General features: G+C 39.5%; 23 protein-coding genes. 18 read left to right on the forward strand and 5 right to left on the reverse strand.

All coding sequences use genetic code 11. The features are described from left to right. Positions 1-34 precede the first annotated feature (34 nt). Positions 35-1,396 carry a DNA repair protein RadA gene (radA, locus tag I595_RS06140; protein ID WP_054558493.1) on the forward strand — a complete coding sequence of 454 codons (1,362 nt, stop codon included), beginning with the start codon at positions 35-37 and terminating at the stop codon, positions 1,394-1,396. 34 nt (positions 1,397-1,430) lie between these two features. Here radA and I595_RS06145 read toward each other — a convergent pair whose 3' ends face one another. Together I595_RS06145 and I595_RS06150 are read right to left on the reverse strand one after the other, a co-directional pair. After that, positions 1,431-2,471 carry an NADP(H)-dependent aldo-keto reductase gene (locus I595_RS06145; protein WP_054558494.1) on the reverse strand — a complete coding sequence of 347 codons (1,041 nt, stop codon included), beginning with the start codon at positions 2,469-2,471 and terminating at the stop codon, positions 1,431-1,433. A gap of 64 nt (positions 2,472-2,535) precedes the next feature. Continuing rightward, positions 2,536-3,297: an exodeoxyribonuclease III gene (locus tag I595_RS06150; RefSeq protein ID WP_054558706.1), complete on the reverse strand. Its 762-nt coding sequence runs from the start codon at positions 3,295-3,297 to the stop codon at positions 2,536-2,538. A 135-nt stretch (positions 3,298-3,432) separates the two neighbouring features. Between I595_RS06150 and I595_RS06155 the strand changes: the two genes are divergently transcribed. From I595_RS06155 to I595_RS06175, 5 genes are all read left to right on the forward strand, one after another. Further along, a complete protein-coding gene (locus I595_RS06155) occupies positions 3,433-3,990 on the forward strand; it encodes a DUF3575 domain-containing protein (protein WP_157449662.1) in 558 nt (185 codons plus the stop codon). Between the two features lie 17 nt (positions 3,991-4,007). Further along, on the forward strand, positions 4,008-4,211 hold the full coding sequence (locus I595_RS06160) for a hypothetical protein (RefSeq protein WP_054558495.1): 204 nt from the start codon (positions 4,008-4,010) through the stop codon (positions 4,209-4,211). Then, positions 4,212-6,290: a TonB-dependent receptor family protein gene (locus I595_RS06165; protein WP_054558496.1), complete on the forward strand. Its 2,079-nt coding sequence runs from the start codon at positions 4,212-4,214 to the stop codon at positions 6,288-6,290. A 339-nt stretch (positions 6,291-6,629) separates the two neighbouring features. Then, positions 6,630-8,087 (forward strand): vanadium-dependent haloperoxidase, encoded by a 1,458-nt coding sequence (locus tag I595_RS06170; RefSeq protein ID WP_054558497.1) that lies wholly within the window; start codon positions 6,630-6,632, stop codon positions 8,085-8,087. A gap of 169 nt (positions 8,088-8,256) precedes the next feature. Next, positions 8,257-8,598 carry a VOC family protein gene (locus I595_RS06175; RefSeq protein ID WP_054558498.1) on the forward strand — a complete coding sequence of 114 codons (342 nt, stop codon included), beginning with the start codon at positions 8,257-8,259 and terminating at the stop codon, positions 8,596-8,598. A gap of 155 nt (positions 8,599-8,753) precedes the next feature. On the opposite strand, the gene katG is transcribed toward I595_RS06175, so the two are convergent. Next, on the reverse strand, positions 8,754-10,952 hold the full coding sequence (gene katG / locus I595_RS06180; protein ID WP_054558708.1) for a catalase/peroxidase HPI: 2,199 nt from the start codon (positions 10,950-10,952) through the stop codon (positions 8,754-8,756). A 173-nt stretch (positions 10,953-11,125) separates the two neighbouring features. Between katG and I595_RS06185 the strand changes: the two genes are divergently transcribed. Beyond that, positions 11,126-11,959 carry a hypothetical protein gene (locus tag I595_RS06185; protein WP_054558499.1) on the forward strand — a complete coding sequence of 278 codons (834 nt, stop codon included), beginning with the start codon at positions 11,126-11,128 and terminating at the stop codon, positions 11,957-11,959. A gap of 174 nt (positions 11,960-12,133) precedes the next feature. Here the strand turns inward: I595_RS06185 and I595_RS06190 are convergent, their stop codons facing one another. Next, positions 12,134-12,757, reverse strand: a complete 624-nt coding sequence (locus tag I595_RS06190) for a response regulator (protein WP_245628235.1) — start codon at positions 12,755-12,757, stop codon at positions 12,134-12,136. Between the two features lie 186 nt (positions 12,758-12,943). Continuing rightward, positions 12,944-15,982 (reverse strand): ligand-binding sensor domain-containing protein, encoded by a 3,039-nt coding sequence (locus I595_RS06195; protein ID WP_157449663.1) that lies wholly within the window; start codon positions 15,980-15,982, stop codon positions 12,944-12,946. Between the two features lie 400 nt (positions 15,983-16,382). Here I595_RS06195 and I595_RS06200 point away from each other — a divergent pair, with 400 nt between their 5' ends. From I595_RS06200 to I595_RS17515, 11 genes are all read left to right on the forward strand, one after another. After that, positions 16,383-16,889 carry a RidA family protein gene (locus tag I595_RS06200; protein WP_054558501.1) on the forward strand — a complete coding sequence of 169 codons (507 nt, stop codon included), beginning with the start codon at positions 16,383-16,385 and terminating at the stop codon, positions 16,887-16,889. Between the two features lie 99 nt (positions 16,890-16,988). Continuing rightward, a complete protein-coding gene (locus I595_RS06205) occupies positions 16,989-17,768 on the forward strand; it encodes a DUF6090 family protein (RefSeq protein ID WP_054558502.1) in 780 nt (259 codons plus the stop codon). Next, positions 17,761-18,531, forward strand: a complete 771-nt coding sequence (locus I595_RS06210; RefSeq protein ID WP_054558503.1) for a DUF6090 family protein — start codon at positions 17,761-17,763, stop codon at positions 18,529-18,531. The genes I595_RS06205 and I595_RS06210 overlap by 8 nt, the downstream gene beginning before the upstream one ends. A gap of 45 nt (positions 18,532-18,576) precedes the next feature. Further along, entirely contained in the window at positions 18,577-19,320 is a 744-nt protein-coding gene (locus tag I595_RS06215; RefSeq protein ID WP_054558504.1) for a DUF6090 family protein, read from the forward strand. Next, positions 19,313-20,104, forward strand: a complete 792-nt coding sequence (locus tag I595_RS06220) for a DUF6090 family protein (protein WP_054558505.1) — start codon at positions 19,313-19,315, stop codon at positions 20,102-20,104. Before I595_RS06215 ends, I595_RS06220 begins: the two co-directional genes overlap by 8 nt. 24 nt (positions 20,105-20,128) lie before the next feature. Next, on the forward strand, positions 20,129-20,872 hold the full coding sequence (locus I595_RS06225) for a hypothetical protein (protein ID WP_054558506.1): 744 nt from the start codon (positions 20,129-20,131) through the stop codon (positions 20,870-20,872). Between the two features lie 2 nt (positions 20,873-20,874). Then, positions 20,875-21,639, forward strand: coding sequence for a DUF6090 family protein (locus I595_RS06230; protein WP_054558507.1), 765 nt, complete (start codon positions 20,875-20,877; stop codon positions 21,637-21,639). Next, on the forward strand, positions 21,632-22,411 hold the full coding sequence (locus I595_RS06235; RefSeq protein WP_054558508.1) for a DUF6090 family protein: 780 nt from the start codon (positions 21,632-21,634) through the stop codon (positions 22,409-22,411). Before I595_RS06230 ends, I595_RS06235 begins: the two co-directional genes overlap by 8 nt. A 43-nt stretch (positions 22,412-22,454) precedes the next feature. Continuing rightward, positions 22,455-23,183, forward strand: coding sequence for a DUF6090 family protein (locus tag I595_RS06240; RefSeq protein ID WP_172675904.1), 729 nt, complete (start codon positions 22,455-22,457; stop codon positions 23,181-23,183). Between the two features lie 90 nt (positions 23,184-23,273). Then, positions 23,274-23,771, forward strand: a complete 498-nt coding sequence (locus tag I595_RS06245; protein WP_172675905.1) for a DUF6090 family protein — start codon at positions 23,274-23,276, stop codon at positions 23,769-23,771. Further along, positions 23,743-24,018 carry a hypothetical protein gene (locus I595_RS17515; RefSeq protein WP_054558511.1) on the forward strand — a complete coding sequence of 92 codons (276 nt, stop codon included), beginning with the start codon at positions 23,743-23,745 and terminating at the stop codon, positions 24,016-24,018. The genes I595_RS06245 and I595_RS17515 overlap by 29 nt, the downstream gene beginning before the upstream one ends. The last annotated feature ends 43 nt before the right edge of the window (positions 24,019-24,061 follow it).

Raw genomic sequence — 24,061 nt, forward strand, 5'->3', positions numbered from 1 at the left:
ACACTTATCTTTAGCCAAACTCCAACCAGATAAAATGGCAAAGGTAAAGACCGCTTATTTCTGTCAAAACTGTGGTGCACAACATCCAAAATGGATAGGGCAGTGTTCTTCCTGCAAACAATGGAACACCGTTGTGGAGGAAGTGGTACAAAAAGAGGACAAGAAAGCGTGGAAACCATCTTCCACTGGGCAACAAAAAGTATCTAAACCCTTATTGGTAAAAGACATCAGCAACGATAGGGAAATAAGGCTAAACACCTTAAACCACGAATTTAACCGTGTTCTGGGCGGTGGCCTGGTTCCTGGTTCATTAACCTTGTTGGGCGGGGAACCTGGGATAGGAAAGAGTACGCTCTTGCTCCAAATTGCGCTTAAACTGCAATACAGAACCCTGTACGTTTCTGGAGAGGAAAGTCAAAAACAAATAAAAATGCGGGCAGACCGTATCCATCCCAATGCGGAAAACTGCTTTATCCTTACGGAGACCAAGACCCAAAACATTTTTCAACAGATTTTGGCCCTACAGCCAGATATTGTGGTCATCGATTCCATACAAACACTACATACGGATTATATAGAATCTGCCGCGGGCAGCATATCCCAAATACGGGAATGTACGGCAGAGCTGATCAAATTTGCTAAGGAAAGCGGTATCCCTGTCATTCTTGTTGGGCATATCACCAAGGATGGAACCATTGCAGGTCCAAAAATATTGGAACACATGGTAGATACCGTGCTCCAGTTTGAGGGAGATCGCAATTACGTATACCGCATATTGCGTTCCTTAAAAAACCGCTTTGGTTCCACGGCAGAGCTGGGCATCTATGAAATGCAGGGCAGCGGACTTAGGGAGGTCAACAACCCATCTGAAGTATTGATTTCTAAAAACGACCAGGATTTAAGTGGTACGTCCATTGCAGCCACCGTTGAGGGGATGCGGCCGTTGCTTATAGAAATCCAAGCTCTTGTGAGCACCGCGGTATATGGAACCCCACAACGCTCTGCTACCGGGTTTAATGCCAAACGGTTGAACATGCTATTGGCGGTGCTGGAAAAGCGCGCTGGGTTTAAACTTGCGGCCAAAGATGTTTTTTTAAATATCACGGGAGGAATTTCCATAGATGATCCAGCCACAGACTTGGCCGTTATTGCGGCCATTTTATCCAGCAATAGCGACATCTCCATTGAAAAGGGGGTTTGTTTTGCGGCAGAGGTTGGTCTCGCTGGTGAAATAAGACCAGTGCAACGGGTAGACCAACGTATCATGGAAGCTGAAAAGCTGGGCTTTCACACCATTTATGTTTCCAAAAACAATAAAATAGGTCTTAAAAAAACATCTATCCAAGTGAAATTAGCTTCCAAAATTGAACAGATTGTGATAGAGCTTTTTGGCTGAGTGGCTGGCCTTAAATACCCTTGATTTGAAGATATCAAGGAGACGGGTTGGGAATATTTTCATGGATTTCCTGTATCCCCTTGAGCACCTCATCATTTAATTCCACGTTGATACTTGCTATGTTCTCCTTTAACTGTTCCATGGTGGTGGCGCCAATGATATTACTGGTCACAAACGCCCTACTGTTTACAAAAGCAAGAGCCATTTGCGTGAGGGACAGTCCATGTTTTTGGGCAAGATCAAAATATCTTTCCGTGGCCCTTACCGCATTTTCATTACTATAACGGTTAAAATTTGGAAATAGGGTCACCCTGCCTTTTCTTGGTTTTTTCCCGCCAAGATACTTCCCGCTCAAAACGCCAAAACCTAGTGGAGAATAGGGCAATAAGCCTATTTTTTCACGGATGGCCACTTCTGCCAAGCCAACCTCAAACAAGCGGTTCAATAAACTATAGGGGTTTTGGATAGTGAGCATCCTAGGCAAATCTTGGTGTACTTTGGCCTCTTCCAGATAACGCATGGCTCCCCACGGGGTTTCATTGGATAAGCCTACGTGCCTAATCTTCCCTGCCTGCACCAAATCCCTCAGGGTCTCTAATATCTGGTGGATGTTATCCTCCCAAAAATCAGCTTTATCGGCATTAAAACCCCGTTGACCAAAAAAGTTGGTATTCCGTTCTGGCCAATGTAATTGGTAAAGGTCTATATACTCTGTACGTAGCCGCTTTAAGCTTCCTTCTACCGCAGAAGTGATGGATTCCTTACTGAACCCAGTGGTTCTGATGTGCTTGGTGTAATCACCTGGCCCCGCAATTTTACTGGCCAATACCACTTTTTCCCGGTTTCCAGTTCTTTGGAACCAATTACCAATAATTTCCTCTGTAACGGCATAGAGTTCTTTTTTGGCGGGCACGGGATACAACTCCGCAGTATCAAAAAAATTAACGCCCTGCTCCAAGGCATAATCCATTTGTTGGTGTCCCTCTTCCTCACTGTTCTGCCTACCCCAGGTCATAGTGCCCAAGCAAATTTTACTTACTCTAATATTGGTATTTGGTATGCGGGTATACTTCATAAAAACTGAAAATCTTGCTGTAAAATTAAGGATTTTGATTAGGTCTTTCCCTAATCTCGCGAGTTTATTCCACCTCCAATAAAATAGGACAATGGTCACTGTGCTTTGCATCGGAAAGTATCACGGAACGGTGTAACCGCTCTTTCAAGGAGTCGTTGACCATCCCATAATCCAAGCGCCAGCCCTTATTGTTGTTTCTGGCATTGGCCCTATAGCTCCACCAAGTGTAGTTATGCGGTTCTGGATTAAAGTTTCGGAAACTGTCCACAAACCCGCTTTTAATAAAATTGCCCATCCATTCCCGTTCCACGGGCAAGAAACCGGAAACATTCTTGTTTCTTACGGGATCATGGATATCAATGGCCTCGTGACAGATGTTATAATCTCCGCACACGATAAGATTTTCCCGCTCCTTACGCAACTCGTCAGCATATCTCTGAAAATCGGCCATGTATTTTAGTTTAAACTCCAGCCGGTCCATATTGGTGCCGGATGGTAAGTACATGCTCATGATGGAAATATCACCAAAATCCGCACGGATGTTCCTACCTTCAAAATCCATATACGCTATCCCCGTTCCATATTCCACATGATCGGGTTCCTTTTTACATAAAAGCGCTACCCCGCTATACCCTTTCTTTTGTGCGCTGTACCAGTACGTATGCCCATAGCCGGCCTCGGCAAAAACCCCTAGGTCTAGCTGCTCTTTCATGGCCTTGGTCTCTTGAAGACAAATCACATCTGGCCCAACGGCCTGTAACCATTCTATAAAACCTTTCTTTAGGGCAGCACGTATACCGTTGACATTGTAAGAAGCTATTTTCATTCTTTTTTTGTTAAAAATAGACATTGTTTAGGCTCCAAAGAAACGGTACAACCAAAAAGCATGGCTTACCAAGGCATAGGTATTAAAATTAAATACTACCTTGTACCTAAACTTAAATCCCAAACACAAACTCCAATGGCAACTAAATTTTCTAAATTTTTTATGGCATTTAGCTTACTTATTTCCTTGGCCACTAGCGCACAACAAAACAATATGGATGGGGACTCAGCAAAAAATGAGATTAAGCTCAACGCTTCCAATCTCATTGCTTTTTCATTTTTGGACGGTTCTTATGAATACCTGATCAATGAAGAATCCTCTTTTGGCATTGGTATTTTGGCAAGCTTTTCCGATAGCGAAATCAATGATGAATACCGTACTTTTTCTTTGACTCCTTACTATAGACAATATTTTTCCAAAGGTTATGCCAAAGGCTTTTTTGTCGAAGGTTTTGGCATGCTGAATACCGGCGAGGATGATTTTTTTGATTTTAATGAAGTAACACAAACAGGTACGGAACGCACGGAAACGTATACCGATTTTGCCCTTGGAATTTCCCTTGGGGGGAAGTTTGTGACCAAAAGAGGCTTTGTGGCCGAAGTTTATGGAGGTATCGGCAGAAACTTGCTCGGCAACAGTTCCTTTACGGAAATTGTTGGTAGGGGCGGTATTTCCTTGGGTTATCGGTTCTAAGGTTTACCTTTAAAACAATGAAAAAGCCGCAAAAAACCAGCACGTATAATAAGGGGCGGGCATTTGCCTTTAGTGGTATCCTGTGCACCACCCTTGGCCTTATTACCTATTATCTAAAGGGAGCAATGTTTTACTACGGCATCTTATTTTTAATGGGAATGCTCCTAGGTTTTATAGGAGCGTTTTTTATCCTAATGTCTATCCGTAAAGGTCAAGATTGAATGCACAGACCCACATTCTTACTCCCTTTTTGTTTTATCCTATGCGCACTCTTTTTTGTTCCAAAAACCTACGGCCAGCAAAGAGCTGATAGCATCACCAGCCTGGATGAAGTAATACTGCTAGAACAGTTTATCAAAAAAAAGGCCATTGGTATTACCCCCTCCTCAAGTTTGGGCACTAAAGATCTAGAACAATACAGTCCTATAGATTTTGCGAACGGGTTAAATGAAATTACAGGTCTCTACGTATTGTCAGGGGCACTGAACACCAACCGCATCACCATTAGGGGCGTTGGTGCAAGAACGCCGTTTGGTACGGACAAGTTGCGGATGTATTTCAATGGAATTCCGGTGACCAACGGTACCGGTGTTTCCGCCATAGAAGCCTATGATTTTGAAAATATGGGCCGTATAGAAGTGGTAAAAGGTCCTAAAGGCACCTCATTAGGTGCCAATCTGGGTGGTGCAATCCTATTGAATACCAAGGCCCCCGAGGTGGGCACCACTTTTTTGAACAACACCTTCACCCTTGGTTCTTATCATATGGTCAAGGATAACCTGTCCTTTAGGCATTCTGAACAAGGTTTTAACCTGAATCTAAGCTATAACCATTTGCAGACCAATGGCTTTAGGCAAAACAATAGTTTTGAACGGAACGGACTGTTATTAACCTCATCTGTAAAACTTTATCCAAAAGGAAAACTGGATTTTTTGGTGAACCATATTGGTTATTCCGCGGAAATACCCAGTGCCATCAACGCTACAGATTTTAGGGAAGACCCTAGGCGCGCCGCAGCCAACTGGTTGGCAGCAAGGGGTTTTGAACGCAATGCATATACCTTGGCAGGGGTGTCACATAGCCACTTTTTCAAAAATGGGTTTAAAGCTACGACTGGAATTTTTTACACCTATTTAGACCATTATGAACCAAGGCCGTTCAATATTTTGGACGAATTTACCAATGGTTTTGGGTTCCGTTCCGTACTGGAAGGCAAACTAGGGCAAGGGGACCTCACCCTTGGCACGGAACTCTACCGTGATGAATATAATTGGAGCACCTTTGAAAACGAATTTCGGGACAATAATGGCAACGGGAGTTTGCAAGGCAACCAAATAAGTGATAACAAAGAGTTCCGTAGCCAGTGGAATTTTTTTGCCACCTACACCTTGGCCATCACTAAACGGTTAACGGCCCAAGGTGGTCTGGCTTGGAACACTACCCGTTTTGATTTTAGGGACTTGTTTAACCAAGGAACGGACAATACATCGGCCACAAGGGATTTTGACCCCATTGTCCTACCTAGTTTGGGGTTAGCCTATACCGTTAAAAAAGGGAGTTTATTTGCCAATATTGGGCGTGGATTCTCCAATCCCGGCCTTGAGGAAACGTTGACCCCAGATGGCGTCATCAATCCAGAAATAGAGCAAGAAAAGGGAGTGAACCTTGAATTTGGAGGAGAGTTCACATGGTTTGCAGATAGATTGCATATGGGGATAACTGCGTACCAAATGAATATTAAGGACCTTTTGGTAGCAGAAAGATTGGACCAAGATCAATTTATTGGAAGAAATGCGGGGCAAACCAGACATCAAGGTATTGAACTAGACCTTAGGTACCATCAAAAACTGGGCGCCAACTGGTTGCTTTCGCCAAGGTTTGGCTACAGTTTTAGCAACCATACCTTTATCGATTTTGTAGACGGGGACAACGATTTTTCTGGTAACGCCCTGGCCGGTGTGCCAAGACACCGCTTGAATTCTGGCATTACATTAAGGAAGGCAGACAAATTTGTGATTCACCTTACACATCAATTTGTTGATGCTATGCTGCTGAACGATGCCAACACTTTAAGTAGTGATGCCTTTAACGTTTATAACTTTTTAAGCCGCTATCATTTCACACTTTCCAAACAGCTGGGCATCGGGTTACATGTTGGAATAAACAACCTGTTTAATCTCAACTACGCACAATCGGTGCTGGTCAATGCACGCGGATTCAACGGTGCAGAACCCAGGTTCTTCTATCCTGGCAATGCTCGTAATTTCTTTGCAGGTGTAAGGCTCAACTATATGTTGTAGTTTTTTTATTTTTGAATCTGTTGTGGATTTTGATATGTTTTGTCAGTTGGATAGTCATCGATTGAGGAGGTTGGAACACTAAGTGAATTGATAGTGTATCTTTTCCATTTTTAAGTTCATCCTACTTTAAAACAATTCTAAGGAGGAAATAATACTGATGTAGGAAATAAAATTTTATTTGCTTGCCGGCGGCCAGGTCTAGAGTAAAATTAGGAAGATTAAAAACTGTTTGCCATACTATGTTTCGTTCCTCAAAATAGCACTGATATGTTGTTGTTTAGACCGTTTAAAATGGACAACGAATCTTATTAAGTCAAATCGCACTAAAACAAGGAATAAATGAAAAAATACATTGCTGTACTTATTTTTATGACTGTTTTTATTGGATGCAAACAACCGCCAAAGGAAACCATTGAAAAACAACCACAGGGAGCGGACAACATTGCTTATAAATGGGGTGAAATGGCCTTGGAAGCCACTGCTTTGGACACGGAACGGTTTTCCCCCAGACCAACCATAACCTCGCGCTATCTGGGGCTGATATTTACCGCTGTTTTTGATGCGTGGTCCCGCTATGATGCCAAAGCGACTCCGGTGTATTTATCTGGAGTGGAAAGACGGGCAGCCGCCGAAAGAAGTATAGCAAACAAGGAAGTAGCCATCAGTTACGCGGCTTTGAGAACCCTACAAGAATATTATTACTCAGACAGTGCGCTGTTTAAAAAATTCATGAAAGACGAACTTGGTCTTGACCCCGATGACAACTCATTGGATGCCACCACGGCCGTAGGCATTGGCAACTTAGCTGCAAAGGCTGTCATTGAGGCCAGAAAAAATGATGGTGCCAACCAGTATGGAGAAGAAGAAGGCTCCAATGGTGAGCCATACTTTAACTACGTGGGTTATGAACCGGTAAATTCTGCCGATACCAATGTGGACATTAACCGCTGGCAGCCAAAATACTTTTCTGATGGTAAGGGAGGAAAATTTGCGCCAGGATGTTTGACCCCATTTTGGAACAAGGTAAAACCAATTGCCCTTAAGTCAGGGGACCAGTTTAGACCGGGCCCTCCACCCTTGGTAGGCTCTGAACAATTACAAGAAGAGATTGCCGAGGTTGTGGAACTGCAGGCCAACCTAACGGATAAAGAAAAGGCTTTGGTAGAATTCATGCGCGATGGTCCCCAGTCCGTGCAACAAGCGGGGCATTGGTTAAAGTTTGCCCAAGATGTTTCCCGAAGGGATCACCACACCCTTGACCAAGATGTTAAAATGTACTTTTATAACCAGGTTGTAGCCATGGATGCCTTTATTGCATCCTGGGATTCCAAAATGTTCTATGACTATGCTAGGCCGTATGCCTTGGTACATGAATATTATGGAGGCCAGACCATAACCGCTTGGGGAGGCCCTGGTAAGGGAATGATAGAAATGGACGGTAACCAGTGGCGCCCTTATTCGCCAGATATTTTTTTATGTCCGCCATTCCCAAGCTATACTTCCGGACATAGTACCATTAGTGGAGGCTGTGCGGAAGCCTTAAAACTATGGACGGGCAGTGATGAATTTGGCGAACATGTGGAACTGGTGGCGGGTGCGCTAACAGAGCCAGATGATTTGGGCAAAACAGTGACCATCCACTTCCCTACCTTTACAGAAACGGCTGAAATGGCGGGAATGTCTAGGGTAATGGGCGGTTACCACATACAAGCCGATAATGTTGCGGGGCTAAAATTAGGCCGTGATGTAGCCCATGAAGTCTGGAAATTTTACAAAAAACATGTTGGTGAAGAATAGCGAGCTTGGCTTAGTGACCAAAATAGTGCCTATTTCTGGCCGGGGCTTTTTTAGATCTGAAGGCATAACCCTTCCACCCTGTTTTGCCCTCGGTTCCACCGGTATCACCACACCACAGTCCCTAAATACTATCTGGCGTACATTACCAAAGTTAAACTAAGAAGAATTTATGAGCATCCCTATCAATTATATCGAATTTAAATCCACTGACCTTGACGCTACCAAAGCATTTTATAGTGCTGTTTTTGGCTGGACGTTCACAGATTATGGTGCTACGTATACCGCTTTTACAGATAGTGGTGTTGAGGGTGGTTTTGAATTTACCAACGAACCCATAGTCAATGGAGTCTTAGTGGTGTTGCATCATGATCAGTTGGAAGCTGTTAAAGAGAACGTCCTTAGAGCAGGTGGAACAATATCCGTTGATATTTTCTCTTTTCCGGGAGGAAAACGTTTTCAGTTTTTAGACCCCTCAGGTAATGAACTTGCTGTCTGGTGCAATGCGTCATAAATGTTACAAGGAATCCCCAAGAGGCATGTTTTGACAATAAGGTTCTGTGGCGGGACATGTCCCCAGTTATTTTAATTGTTGGCTAGGGCATGGGCCATAAAAAAAGCATCCTGATTTTCATCAGGATGCCTTCTTTTTCATAGCAACAGTATCGCCTATTTTCTTAAATCAAAGCGGTCTAAATCCATTACCTTGACCCATGCAGCTACAAAATCATGCACAAATTTATCTTTGGCATCATCTGTTCCATATACCTCTGCAATGGCCCTTAACTCTGAGTTAGAACCAAAAATCAAATCGGCACGTGTACCGGTGAATGTTACATTACCTGTAATTCTATGGCTGCCTTCAAAATACCGATCATCTTCAGAAGTGGCCTTCCAAGTGTAGGTCATATCCAAAAGATTGGTAAAAAAATCGTTGGTAAGAGTACCTACATTATCGGTAAACACCCCATGGTTAGAACCATCATAGTTGGCCCCCAATACACGGAGACCTCCCACCAACACGGTCATCTCAGGCACGGTCAAGGTCAACAAGTTGGCCTTATCCACTAAAAGGTCCTCGGCAGCTATTTGCAAATCGGACTTGATGTAATTTCTGAATCCGTCCGCCAAGGGCTCCAAGTAATTAAAAGATTCTATATCCGTCTGTTCTTGGCTGGCATCGCCACGGCCTTGGCTAAATGGAACACGTACCTCGTGTCCCGCCTTTTTGGCCGCCTCTTCCACACCAACATTCCCGGCCAATACAATTAAATCTGCCATGGAAACCTCACCACTAAATTGGTTTTGGATTCCTTCCAAAACATTTAGAACCTTATTTAACTCAGCAGGGTTGTTAACCTCCCAACTGCGTTGAGGCTCTAAACGAATCCGGGCACCATTGGCACCACCACGTTTATCGGAACCTCTAAAGGTTGAAGCAGATGCCCAAGCGGTAGTCACCATTTGGGAAATGCTTAGACCAGATGCCGCAATCATTTTTTTCAACGAGCTGATATCCGCTTCGCTCAGAGTATAGTTTACTTTGGGAACCGGATCTTGCCATAATAATTCCTCACTAGGCACTTCCGGACCTAAATAACGATCAATTGGCCCCATATCCCTATGTGTTAATTTGTACCATGCACGGGCAAAGGCGTCCTCAAAGGCCTTATGGTCTTTATGGAAGCGTTTTGATATTTCTAGATACGCTGGATCTGTCTTCAACGCAATATCCGCAGTTGTCATCATTAAGGCCTGCTTACCGCTGCCGTCTGCAGTAGGTGCCATTTTAGCCTTAGATTCCGCTGTTGGTGTCCATTGGTGTGCACCAGCAGGACTTTTGGTCAATTCCCAGTCATAGTTCAACAATACATCAAAATAATCTGCATCCCATTTCGTAGGATTGGGTGTCCAAGCGCCTTCTATTCCACTGGTAATGGTATCTTGTAGCACTCCTGATTTATAGGTGTTTTTCCATCCAGTACTCATTTCTTCAATAGATGCGCCAGCAGGTTCTGCACCCACATATGTATTTGGATCCGCGGCACCATGTGCTTTACCAAAGGTATGCCCACCAGCAACCAGAGCAACGGTTTCCTCATCATTCATGGCCATACGTCCAAACGTTTCCCTAACATCATGGGCAGAACCCATTGGGTCTGGATTACCGTTGGGTCCTTCTGGGTTTACGTAGATCCAACCCATCATTACAGCTCCAAGGTGACCTTCCAATTCCCCATCAGAATAACGTTCCTCGTTGGCGCCCCATTCCGTTTCGCTACCCCAATATACATCTTGCTCCGGTTCCCAGATATCTTCCCGGCCACCGGCAAAGCCATAGGTTGGGAAGCCCATGGATTCCAAGGCACAGTTTCCGGCGAGAATCATCAAGTCTGCCCAGGAAATTTTACGTCCATATTTCTTTTTGATGGGCCACAGCAATAACCTCGCCTTATCCAAGTTTCCGTTATCTGGCCAACTATTGATCGGCGCAAACCTTTGGTTACCTCCTCCGGCACCACCACGGCCATCACCCACACGATAGGTACCGGCACTATGCCATGCCATCCGTATCATAAAACCACCATAATGCCCATAGTCCGCAGGCCACCAATCTTGGGAATTGGTCATTAAATCTGTGACTTCCTTTTTTAATGTAGCAAAATCAATACTGTTGAATTCCTTCGCATAATCAAAATCTTTCCCCATGGGATTTGAGGCTTCTGAATGTTGGCGTAGAATATTCAGTTTTAACTCATTGGGCCACCAATCACGGTTTTTAACGCCTTGACCAGCCGTTTTTTTGGTTGTACCAGCAAAAAAGGGACATTTATTGATGTCTCCATTTCCATTGTGTGGATCACTCATAGTATATAGATTTTTATTTTGTACAATTAGACCCTTAAAAGTAATGCTCTTATTCATCTAAAAAACCGTTCTTTTATTTTTTTGCGTTATATTAACATTGGTAATGCCTATACTCAGTTCCTTTGAGTATTGTTTTTGATTATATTAGAAGGGTGAAATACCCTTAAAACGACATGTATCTAAAAACTTTCATTCTCCTCTTTCTTTCGGCTTGGGTTAACCAGGTCATCGGACAGGAGAAAACCAACACCATCCCTAAATTTGAATTAGGGAAGGATTTACTATTGGTTCATTACGATTGTAAAACCGATGTAGATGACCTGCACTCCGCTGCGGCATTTGCGACCTTATTAGCAACATCTAAATACAGCAAGCTAAATTATCACGTTGTTGGGGGAACTTATGGGATGCAAAAAGGTCTATACGTTCCGCCTGAAGCACTGTTGGATTTAGCTTTTGGCAGCCAGTGGAGTGATGCCCATAACAACTACGAAGAAGTGTTAAATAGCGTAACGCAACTAGCCACAAAAACGCTTAACGGCAATGGAGCTATTTGGATTGCGGAAGGCGGACAATCAGACTTTACCTTTGATTTGATGAAAGCCCTTAAAAAGAGCACTGCAGCTATTGATACCAAACGCATACATGTTGTACAGCATAGCGATTGGAACGAAAAAGTAACTACACCAAAAAAACTGGACTACGTTAAAGAGGTGGCTTCCTATCACAAAATACCGGATGGGAATACCGCCCACAATGGTACCCCTGGTTTTCGTTCAGAAGAAATTGTGCCTTGGGAAAACAACATTACGGACCCACAATTAACCAAAGTCTGGAAGCTTGCCCTACAACTGGGAAACCAATACAATGGCAAGGAAGGGAGGTACCTAAACAAAGCCATTGAAAAAGGGGGACTAGACTTCTCTGACTTTGCAGAAGTATGCTGGATTCTTGGGCTAGAAAACTTGGAGGACGCCAGCGCTTATTTTCAATTTGTAGCTTACTAAATGTATTTGCGTCATAAATAGGCTAAATCTATAGGCTTTACAACGCACGAATACAGCTAAATGAAGTGGGGCATAAGGTTCAAAACTTTTGTTTTATGAACCCAACCAATAACGGTTTAGCTCCCTTACATACATAATAAAACTATATAATGCGCACCTAAACCCCCTTAAAACCTAAAGCTCATTGTTAAAGGATTTCCGAATCAACTGGGCCTTACTGTTGATCTTTAACGTTTTGTAAATGTTTTTGATATGGCTACGAACAGTATCTAGCGACACACACAAATCATCGGCAATCATTTTATAGCTTTTTCCGTCAACGATGCCGTCCACAATCTCCTTTTGCCTTGGTGTTAGTTGATGCATTGGGCTGCGGTTTGGTGCAAACCTATTTACAATCTTTCTGGCAATCGAAGGCGACATATAGGAGCCACCCTTGTACACCACTTCAACAGCTTCCCGTATTTTTTTTAAGGGTGTTTTTTTGGTTAGGTATGAGCAAGCACCAGCAGACAAGGCACTGAATATTTTGTCGTTGTCCTCAAAGGTGGTCAACATCATAATATCCGTGTCCGGTAACTTTTCCAATAATAAAGGAATACCTTTAATGCCAGAGATTCCCAAAAGATTAATATCCAAAAGAATAACATCCGGTGCCTCAATTTCCGGAATGGATTCTATAAAATCCTCCACGGATGATGCAATCTTTTTTAAGTGGATATGTTTTTGCCCACCAAAGAAGGAGTTCAAGCTTTCTTGAATCAATATATCATCTTCTATGAGTGCTAGTTTAATCATAGTCATTTTCCAAGCCTGGGTGTTTCCAAAACTTAGTTCAATTTACCACTGTATTAGGTTATGCAGGCTGGAAATGACACCACAAAGCAGAAATTTATTTAACTATAGGCTCCAAAATGCCAGAAGATTTCCGTAGTTGAAATTACGCTTTTACATGGTGGCCCCCAATCACATCTACATGTGAAATTATATAGTAAAGGGCAATTCTAGGTGCACACTAAAACCATTGTTGTTTTGAAAGCGCAAGTTACCTTTTAAGTTTTTGGCACGCATGCGCATATTCGATAGGCCCAAGCCAGAGGATTTGTAGGTGGTTTTTTCGCTCCCGTTATCCTGAATACTGAGCTTACATCCATTGAATTGATTGGTTAGACTAATTTCCACAAAAGTAGCATCCGAGTGCCTCACGATATTGGTCAAAGCCTCCTTAAAAATCAAAAAAATGTCTTGCTTGGTCTGTGCCGGTAATTTTTTATCCAAATTTTTGATAGTTGAAGCATCCATCGTGAAGGCAATGTCCTTTGGCAACAACAATTCTTCTACTAACTCTCGCATACGCTCAATTAAATCGGCAATGGTTTCCCGTCTGCTGTCTATGCTCCAGACCAAGTCACGCATTTGGGATACGGCATTTCTGCTGATGGATGCAATTTTTTGCAACCTAGTTTTGTCTGCTTCACTGGCATTGGCTTCCAAAAGTTCTGTTTGCATGGCCAAACCGGATAATAACGAGCCCACCTCATCGTGCAAGTCGCTCGAAATTTTTGTACGTAAGCGTTCCATAGCTAAGACCTGTTGCAATCGGTATCTAAACATCGAATATACCAATGCTGAAATTGCTATGAGAACTAAAGCAATAAACCACCAACGCCTGTAAAAAATCTGCTTAACGGTTATGGGCACAGAAAGCATATTAGCGCTTTCGCTACCCTTGGCATTTGCTCCCTTTACCTTGAGCACATAATTACCTGCGGGCAATTTGTTATATCTTACCGAGGTGGCGTTACCTTGATAAAACCAGCGGTTTTCAAAACCCTCAAGTTTTGTGCTAAATGTATTTTTGGTGTTCTTAAAATAGCTGGGTAACAGCCAACTGACTTCAAAATATTGGTCATAAGGCGAAGCTGTAAACGCCTTTAGGTCTTTTTGGGCATAATCCTTTTTATAGTTTTGCTGTGTTTTGCTGTTATAGCCCGAGATGCCCAAAAGCTGAATATCCGGTGGACTTACCGCTTCTTGCAAGGTTTTTGGATTAAAGACGTTAACACCGTTCATTCCGCCAAAATAATAAAGGCCGTTACTGCCCTTGAAAAATGAGGAATAATTAAACTCATTGTGAGATAGGCCATCCTCGGTATAAAAGTTTTGAAACTCTTTGGTGGTCTTATCGAATAGGGACAGGCCGTTGTAGGTGCTTATCCATAACTTGTTTGGGCCTTGGGGTAAAATCGCTACCACATTATCGTTTGCTAAACCAACTACGGTGGTATAATTTGTTATAGATGTTCCGTCTGCCGAAATATGGCTGAGCCCACCGCCATAAGTACCTATCCACAGGCTACCATCCGTATCTTCCTCAAGGCAGAGGATATGGTGTTTCCCTAACTTTGGTGTTGATGAGGTATTAAAGGTTTGTAACCGAGTTCCGTTCAGGTTTACTTTAAGAATACCATCGTCTCTTGTACCTATCCAAACACAATTTTTATCACGGCTTTCTTCAAAAAACAAAAAGTTTCTTATGTTGGTTTGTTCATTTATGTTATTAAAAACAGTTTGGTGCTCTTTGGTTTTAGGGTTAAACACAGTGAGGTATTCTAATGTAAAACCAAATAGTAGTCGCCCATCATTCAATCCTAAAAGTGGGTTTGGCCCATGGATATTGTTATTAGCCTTAAATTGGTCATAAACCTGTGCGAGCCCTGTTTTTAAGTCTATCTCACAGATGCCATTTCCTATGGCGTAGGCTTTGGTTTTGCTACTGTCGGTTACCATAAAACTGGCATCGTACATTAAGTTCAATGGTTTTCCGGACTTGGTTTTTAAGGATAACGAATCAACTTTTCCCGTTTTAGTTTGGTACCACAATTGATGTTTAGTTTCACAAAGTGAAAATAGGCGTCCCTTGGCATCTTCAAATATACCGCGCATGGAATGGCCCCAACCTTCTTTTTTGGATTTAAAAAGGTTGGCAAACAATTGTTTTTGTGTTCTTATCTTAAACAAACCATTGTCGGTTGCTACCCAAAGCAGACTGCTTTTGTCAATAAAAAGATTATTGATTTTAGAGTAATCCAGTTTTGACTTCAACAGGTTTGTATAATCACTAAAAAGACCATCGGTATTCATACAATAAAGGCCAGTATCACTAGCAAACCAGATGCTACCTTGTTCATCTTCCTTGGCACGGCGTATAATTTCCTTTGTTTTATAAATTGTTTGTGATGCTCTTGTGCTTGCGTCATAAATATCAATACCACCTCGAGAAGGCGGAAAATAATAGTGGGTATTATGACTATCAAAAAATTGTGGTAGGTAATGTATATCATCGCCATTCCAATCATACGTATCTAGTATGTGCTCTTCCAACAATTTGCCTTTGGGACTGTACTTATTTGTGCCTCTGGTAGTGGCCCACCATACAGAGCCATCAGCGGCAAAGCTTAGATTGTTAAAAATATACTTAAAACTATCCACCGTGGTTACGGTATTGAATTTTCCGTTTTCAAATTTCTTTAGGTAAAGTTTTGGATTTTTTTTATTGGATTGCCAATAATCATCCGTTACTGCCCAAATAGCATTGTCTGGTGCCATGTAAATTTCTAGGACCCGATTGTTTTCAAGCCCTTGGTAATCAAAAGCAGTAACGGAATCTTTAGAAATGTCCAGCGCAAATAGTCTGTCATTGGCCAAGAACCATACGTAATTAGCAGCAGCATCATAAAGCATATTGGTCTCTATGAAATCTTCCTCAATAAAAAATGGATTTTGTTTATCATTGGTGTAGGCCTTAAAATTTGTTCCGTCATAGCGGTTAAGGCCTTGTCTTGTACCAATCCATAGTAAGCCTTTGTTGTCCTGGACAATGTCAGACACGTCCCTAAACAACAGACCATCCCCTGTAGTCAACACATCAATTTGTGACGGGTTTTGAGCATTTAGCGCTTTACCTAATAAAAGGAAGCCCAATACTAAAGAATAGGTAATACGTGTGGTCAGAAGCTGCAAAAGTTAGGGTTGTTGATAATAGCCTACTGCTAAATATACGAAAGTCACTGGCAAATACCACATGAAAATGTGATTGAACGCGGCTCACTAATCCACTAATTTGCAAACAATTAAAAGCGTTTAGGTGTTGTATGCCTAGGCTGTAACCGTAAAAACTGGATAGGTTAACATACCCTAGGGCTTTGGATAACGCACAACCAAAACATATGTTTTTAAATCCCTGTACTACGTAATGTAATCAATCCCGATCTAGAATTTTTTTTCCAATGAGAACACTTAATATTCTTTAAATCTACCCTGATTTGTTTAGAGATGTGATGGTAGAATTTCAGCTTTAAACCAATAATTAGGACTTGAGTATAACACAATTCTAAACAAAATCAACAAACAAGAAAACAGAATGAAAAAACAAGTTTCCATACTCCTTGTGCTATTTGCTTGGTCTTTTACCTTTCTAAGTTGCGAACAACAAAAAGGAGAAACCAAAACAATTGAAAAAGAAGCAGTAGTTGAATCCAAAAAACCGGAATACTTCCAGCTTAGACCTGATGTAGAAAGGGCCTATGGCTACAGACATGCCGTAAAGATTGGAAAGAATATCAAAATTTCGGGAGCAGTAAGTATGGATGGTGAAGGCAACCCAACGGCCATTGGTGATATAGAACAACAGATGAAAAACTGTTATGCCGATTTAGAAAAGATTTTAAAGCACTATGGATGCACCTTTGACGATGTGGTTAAGGAGGACATTTTCACTACCGATATGGCTCAAATGTTGGAAAAATCGGCCTACCGGGCAGAGGTTTATAAAAACGGGTTTCCCACCGGTTCTTGGCTTGAGGTAAAAGGGTTGGCACTACCTGAATTTATGGTGGAAATAGAACTTGAAGTACATAAAGCTGAATAAAAGCAGGAACGCTCAAGATGGCGTATTTTACATAGCCCGTTAACCAGGCACATTACTCTTTACGGGTGGCTGTGCTTCATTATAACTACCCTTAAAGCAATGATAAAATTCTTCCGAAAAATCCGGCAAAAACTACTCGCTAAAAACCGTTTCTCAACGTACCTGCCCTACGCCATTGGAGAAATCATCCTAGTGGTTATTGGGATTTTAATTGCGTTGCAAATAGATAGTTGGAACCAAGACAAGAAAGACAAAAAGTTAGAAGCTCAATATTATTGCAGATTATTGGAGGATGTTAATCAAGATTTTACAAATTATAATAATTATATGGCTCTATTAAACGAAAGGATAGACGACAATAACACCTTAATCCAAAGGCTACAAAACCATATAATGCCTTTAGACAGCATTTCACCGCTTATTCTAAAATCTGTAAAATACGCCAATAGAAATATTACTGCCACTACAGATGCTTTTGAAGATATAAAGCACAGTGGAAACTTAAATATTATCAAAGATTTATCCGTAAAAAATCAATTAGCAGACTATTACAAGACTTTAGCAAAAACAAGTGCTGTTATAGAAAGTAACGGTAAGTCAATTACAGATAAACGCTTTTTAGAAATTGAAGATGTCATAAGTTCTGGATGGATAAAACTCCTAGAAAACATTAATGCAATTGACGCGTCAAAAGTTAATCTAAAATCACTGAAATCAAATATAAATTTTACTAATGATGTAAGGTTAAAAATGACAAACGATGCTGTCTTTTATTTAGGAATTAACTCTAGAAACAAACAACTGTTGAAATTACTCGAAACCGAAATTCTATCCATGATTGATTTACTCAATTCAAAATGTCAAAAGCATAGTGATTAAATTCTTCCGAAAAATTAGGCAAAAACTGCTCGCTGAAAATAGGTTCAGCAAATACCTTCTATATGCCATAGGTGAAATCGTTCTCGTAGTCATTGGAATCTTGATTGCACTTCAAATCAATACTTGGAGTGAAAATCAGAAAATAAAACAAGAAGAAAAAATACTCATCACGGGTTTAATACAAAATATAGAAAGTGACATTAGGAGTTTAATAGCAGTGACAAAAAGTGATAGCACTTTAATAGATGCCAATAGAATACTATTGAGCGCATTCAAGAATGATTTGATACGAAGAAATAAACCCTTGCTAAAACAGAGAATTTTAGAAGCCTCAGGTACGAGCAGTTTCATACCCAGTCAAATCACTTTTAATCAAATGCAATTTTCAGGTAAGCTCACTTATATCTTAAACGATTCCATTAAAAATAAAATTCAATCTTATTATGATAATGTTTCAAACGTACTCGACTATCAGGAATCTAACTTAAAATTAATATACGGTACGGCCATTGAACTTGCTCCTTTCCTTGATATCAATTCGGTGTTGCAAATAGCTTTACCGGATTTCGCAAAGATGGAAGTGGACGCCTTTGATAATTCGTTTTTTTATGAAGATATACAATCTGATAGGGTAAAAGAATTTGCCGATAAATCTACTCTCAAACAAGCGTTGATGGTACCAGTGTACAGGACGCACAGTGAATTACTTCAAGAAGGAATAGCATTAAGGGAAAGTTTGATTCAGTATATAGATGAAAAATAACGAACCCACAACAACCAATTCTGCATTATAACCAACCACTAACCAATGATAAAATTCTTTCGAAAGATTAGGCAAAAACTGCTATCTGAAAATAAATTTAAGAAGTATCTAATTTATGCTATTGGAGAAATCATTCTAGTAGTCATTGGAATTTTGATTGCATTGTCAATCAATAATTGGAACCAAAAACGTATTCAGAAACTTGAAGAACAGACTATTGTTAAAAACATTCATATTGAATATTTGCAAAACAAAACGAGGGTAAAAATAAAAATTAAAGAAGCTGAATTATGTGAGGCAGCGCTAAGACAATTAATGAAGATGATAGGTAAAGACGAAGATTATATTAAAAAACAAAATGTCGACAGTTTACTTTTTTATGCCCTTGACCCTCCTATCTTCAGACCTTCGGAAAACACCATTTCTGGTCTCATACAATCTGGGCGTTTGGAATTGCTCCAGAATCAGGAATTGGTTGATTTAATATATGATTGGGGACGAACGATGAAGGCATTGACAGATAGAACAACAAGATTTACCGCAAAATTAGACAACGAGATTTGGCCGTATTTATCAAAAAGATATTCCTTTAAAGATATGGATGCCTATGGCCCATTAAATTGGAAAGAAAAATCGAACCTGAAGGTAAATAAACTTCAAATCTTTAAAGAGATTGAATTCGAAAACAATACTGACGAATTTTTATACTGGATTGCAGATAACAAAAACCTATTGTTAGAATTAGACCTATTGATTGATAAAATTCTTATGGAAACCCAGTATGATTAAATTTTTTAGAAAAATTAGACAAAAATTACTTTCTAAGAATAAGTTCAGCAAGTATCTGATATATGCATTCGGCGAAATTATTCTCGTGGTCATTGGAATCTTGATTGCATTGAGTATCAACAATTGGAACGAAAAACAGAAAGACTTGGTCAAGGAGCAATTAATTTTAAAACAATTATTCAGTGAATATCAAAGTAACCTAAAGCAACTTGATGAAAAAATACTGATGCGCAATCAGGCACTTGAGGCCTGCAATAATTTGCTAAAGCAAATAGATAATCCCACCTCGGCAATTGATGAAAACGCGTTTTATCGATCATTGTGGATCATATTTAGGGACCCGACCTTTGACCCCATAAAAAACGATATCGTTGGTTCAGAAAATCTTCGCCTCATACAGAATGACAGCTTGGTAAGGTTTTTATCCAATTGGTCTTCTGAGGTCTTTCAGGTTCAAGAAATGGAGTTGGAGTACCAAAAATTTCGAACGGAGATCGTAGGGCCGTGTTATTTTCGATTGGGTATTGCGAGAAACGTAAATAATAACTTATGGAAAGACGGATACACGCCCACCGAGGCATTGGACAAAAAATCAAACCGCAAATTCACCATTAAACCAACAAAAAAAAGTGTGGATTTGACAAAGGTTCTTGCCGATGTTGAATTTGAGGGCATTGTGAGCCAAGTAATCACAACGCATCAAGTTACAAACATTCAATCGCAAACGTTGCGCAATAGAATCCTGCACATACTGGACATCATAGCACAAGAAATTGAAGAATAGAAGCCAACACGCAATAGTCAAGCCATGATCAAATTCTTTAGAAAAATCCGTCAAAAACTACTCGCTGAAAATAGGTTTTCAAAATACCTGTTTTATGCTGCAGGCGAAATCATCTTAGTTATGGTAGGTATTCTTTTGGCACTACAAGTAAATGACTGGAATACCAAGCGATTATTAAAGTCCAAAGAGCAAGTCTATTTACAACAAATTAGAATTAGCTTAAACAATGATTTGGAAAACATAAAAGAAACAAAAGAATTTAATGCTTTAAAAGCGTCTTATATAGACTCAACCTTCATTGCATTAGAACAGTCTTCTAATCCTGAAAAATATGTGCCTACAATTACTAATTATATTCCTAGAATGACTGAATTTGCTGTTTTTTATCCTAACAGCATTGCTTTTGAAAATATGACAGCTTCAGAAAATATAGACCTTATTACCAATACGGAGTTAAGAAAAGACCTTTCAATATATTACAAAATAGATTTTGTGAATAGCACCCAAGAGCGTATTAAAGAGCAAACGCGCCAATTTGCAGATGATATCTTTCCAAAATTGGGCAACAAACAAACTTTAAAACAATTTGCACAACACGACTCTCATTTACGCGATATTTCAGAGGTTAGCATACATACTGACGTACAAGTCTATACGCACCTTTTAAATATGGCTTTTATTATGGATAGTCAAAATGAGCTTTTAGATGCTACTATTGAAGACATAAAACGATTACTGGATTTAATTAAAGCTAATCTAAAATCATAAGTATGATTAAATTCTTTCGCCGTATCCGGCAAAACTTGCTCTTGGAAAACAAAACTGGTAAATACCTTAAATACGCCCTTGGCGAAATTGTGCTCGTGGTGATTGGAATTCTCATTGCATTGCAGATTAATAATTGGAACAATACCCAGCAAAACTTAAAAAAGGAACAAGAAGTATTAAAAAATTTAAAAGCTGAAGTCCTACAGAATTTAGAAGAGATTAAAAGAGACCATGAATTTAATGTAGAATGTTTAGATGCTTGTTACACCCTTTTAGAAATCGATAAAGCCAAATCAGTTAATCCTCATAAAATAGATAGCTTAATGGGTACGGCATTAGACTACGCCACTTTCGATGCGCGTTTAGGTGTTGTTAATGATGTTATTTCTTCAGGTAAGCTAGAGCTCATAAAAAACGAAGATTTGAGACTTTTATTAAATCAATGGACTGGCGAATTAGGTGATTATGTAGAGGATGCAATGGTGCGAAGAAATTTTATTTCTAATAATTATGCCATTTTGACTAGGTACATACCTGTAAGAAATGGAGATAAAACACAGGATAGGTCCGATTATCAAAAAACATATAAAATAAAACCCATTAAAGTAGACATTAGTAATTACCAAAAATTCATTAATGATACAGAAGTTGATAATGCTTGGTATAGCCATTATATAAATCAATCTTTTGTCACGATTAACGAGGAAGAAGTTGAGCGTTTTTTGTTGAAAATATTAGATTTAATAGATAAAAATATCGATGATTAAATTCTTTCGCCGCATCCGTCAAGAACTGCTTTCTGATGGCAAGTTCTACAAGTACCTACTCTACGCCGTAGGTGAAATTGTTCTCGTGGTCATTGGTATTTTGATTGCCCTACAAATAGATAGTTGGAACCAAGACAAGAAGAATAGAAAACTAGAACAGCAATATTACTGTAGATTACTGGAAGACGTTAAACAGGACTATAGTAATTATGAATATTCCCTTGAATTGTTAAACGTAAGAATTAACGCGAATAACATTATGATTCAAAAGTTGTTAGACGACACCTTACCTTTAGAAAGCATCACCCCAAATCTTTTAAAATCCGTCAAATTTTCTAACAGAAATTATCGAGCCACAACTGACGCTTTGGAAGACATTAAATCGAGTGGAAATTTAAACATACTAACAGACCTTTCTGTTAAGAACAAGCTGGCCTCTTATTATGAGTCAATGGCTAGAACAAGCTCTATTATAGAAACCAATGGAAAAGCCATAACAGATAAACGTTTTTTTGAAAGCAAGGATTTTGTTAGTTCCGGATGGATAAAGCTTGCTCAGCAATTGAACGGTATCGATACCACAAAAGTGGACCTTGACTTACTAAATTCAAAAGTTAATTTCACAGCTGAAATAAGGGAAATAATGTTAAATGATGCCATGTTTTATTTGGGAATCAATGCTCGCAATAAACAAATTTTGAAATCAGTTGAAAATGAGATTCTATCCATGATCGAATTACTCAATTCCAAATGTCAAAAGCCAAATGATTAAATTCTTTCGCCGTATCCGGCTCACACTAATTGAAAAAAACCAAATGGGAAAGTACTTTAAATATGCAATTGGTGAAATCCTTTTAGTAGTTATAGGAATACTAATTGCATTACAGATTAACAACTGGAATGAAAGCCGAAAAGCATCCAAGCTAGAGCAGTCTTATTACTGTCTTTTGCTGGATGATATAGAACAAGACAAAGTACTAATTAAAGCATTGTTGAAAAACAACGAAAAACGCATAGAAAGTTCTCACAGAGCGATTGCTATAATTCAGAGCGAAAACGCAAACCTGGATGAGCTAGGAAAAGAAACGTTACTCTCAAGAAGAGATTTATTAGAGTCATTCATACCAAATTCTTCTACTTATGAAGACATTAAATCCAGTGGAAACATAAATACGCTTAAAGACAAACAAATTAGGAAATCACTAAATCAATATTTAAAAAAAGTAGAAGGCTTTAACAATACAATGTTAGCAAATGTTACCCTTATAACTGATCGATTGACAAAGTTTGAAGATTGGTTTAGTAATGGGGTAGTACACTCAAGTTATAAAGAAATTTTTCCCAAAGAAATACAAGATCAATTAAGCCGTGATTTACCTGACAATATTCGTGATGAAATAAAATCAAGATTATATGAAGATTTAGTAATTGAAGGTATAATGTTAAGAAGACGTTCAGAGCTATTTGAAACTATGGAAGACGAAGTAGATATAATGAAATCCAAATTAACTAAACGTTGCAAAATTAAAAACAAATTGAATTAAATAACGCAAGCACAACAATGGCTTTGCTTCATTATAATCAACCAATAACCAATGCTGAAATTCTTTCGAAAAATTAGACAAAACTTACTAATGGAAAACAAAACAGGCAAACCTGCCTTACCGGCAGGCAGATACTTTAAATACGCCATTGGGGAAATCATCCTTGTGGTTATTGGAATCCTTATCGCATTACAGATTAACAACTGGAACGACCAACGCAAACTCAAGCAACAAGAGCAAACCTATTATTGTAAAATAAGCGAAGACTTAAAAACAGATTTAGAGAATATTGATCGCGCTCTGGCCTCCCTAAAAGAACGAAAAAAAACCGCGAAGAGATTCCTGATTAACCTATTGAAAATACAGAAAGACAAGACCATTCTTTTACAAAACTATTTGGGTGCTATTCGAGCTTATGACTATATCCCAACAAAAGCAGCCATTGTAGATATTACCTCTTCAGGAAAATTGGAAAACCTAAAAAATAGTGCATTAAAAAATGAAATTCTTAATCATTATTCCCAACAAGATTATGCACTTAAAATAATCGACAAAAATGATGAGCCATTATTTTCGGCAAATATTTAGCTATGGCGATTATACAAGTTTTGGAATACACGAATTGCCTTTATATAAAGATGAATATGGTGATAAACTTAGTTCTCTATTAAAAAGCAGTGAATGGCAAAAAGACCCTGATAACGCACTTTTTAAACATCTTAAAGACCATATGAATATGACTGTAATACTTTGTACAAGAGAACAACAATTGTTGGATGATATCAAAATATCTTCGGAAAAGTTATTTAGTAAGTTATCCCACTATTGCCAATAAGATGATAAAATTCCTTAGAAGGTCGAACAAAAAGTAAAGGTCT

Source organism: Croceitalea dokdonensis DOKDO 023 (assembly GCF_001306415.1).
In the GTDB taxonomy this organism is placed as follows: domain Bacteria; phylum Bacteroidota; class Bacteroidia; order Flavobacteriales; family Flavobacteriaceae; genus Croceitalea; species Croceitalea dokdonensis.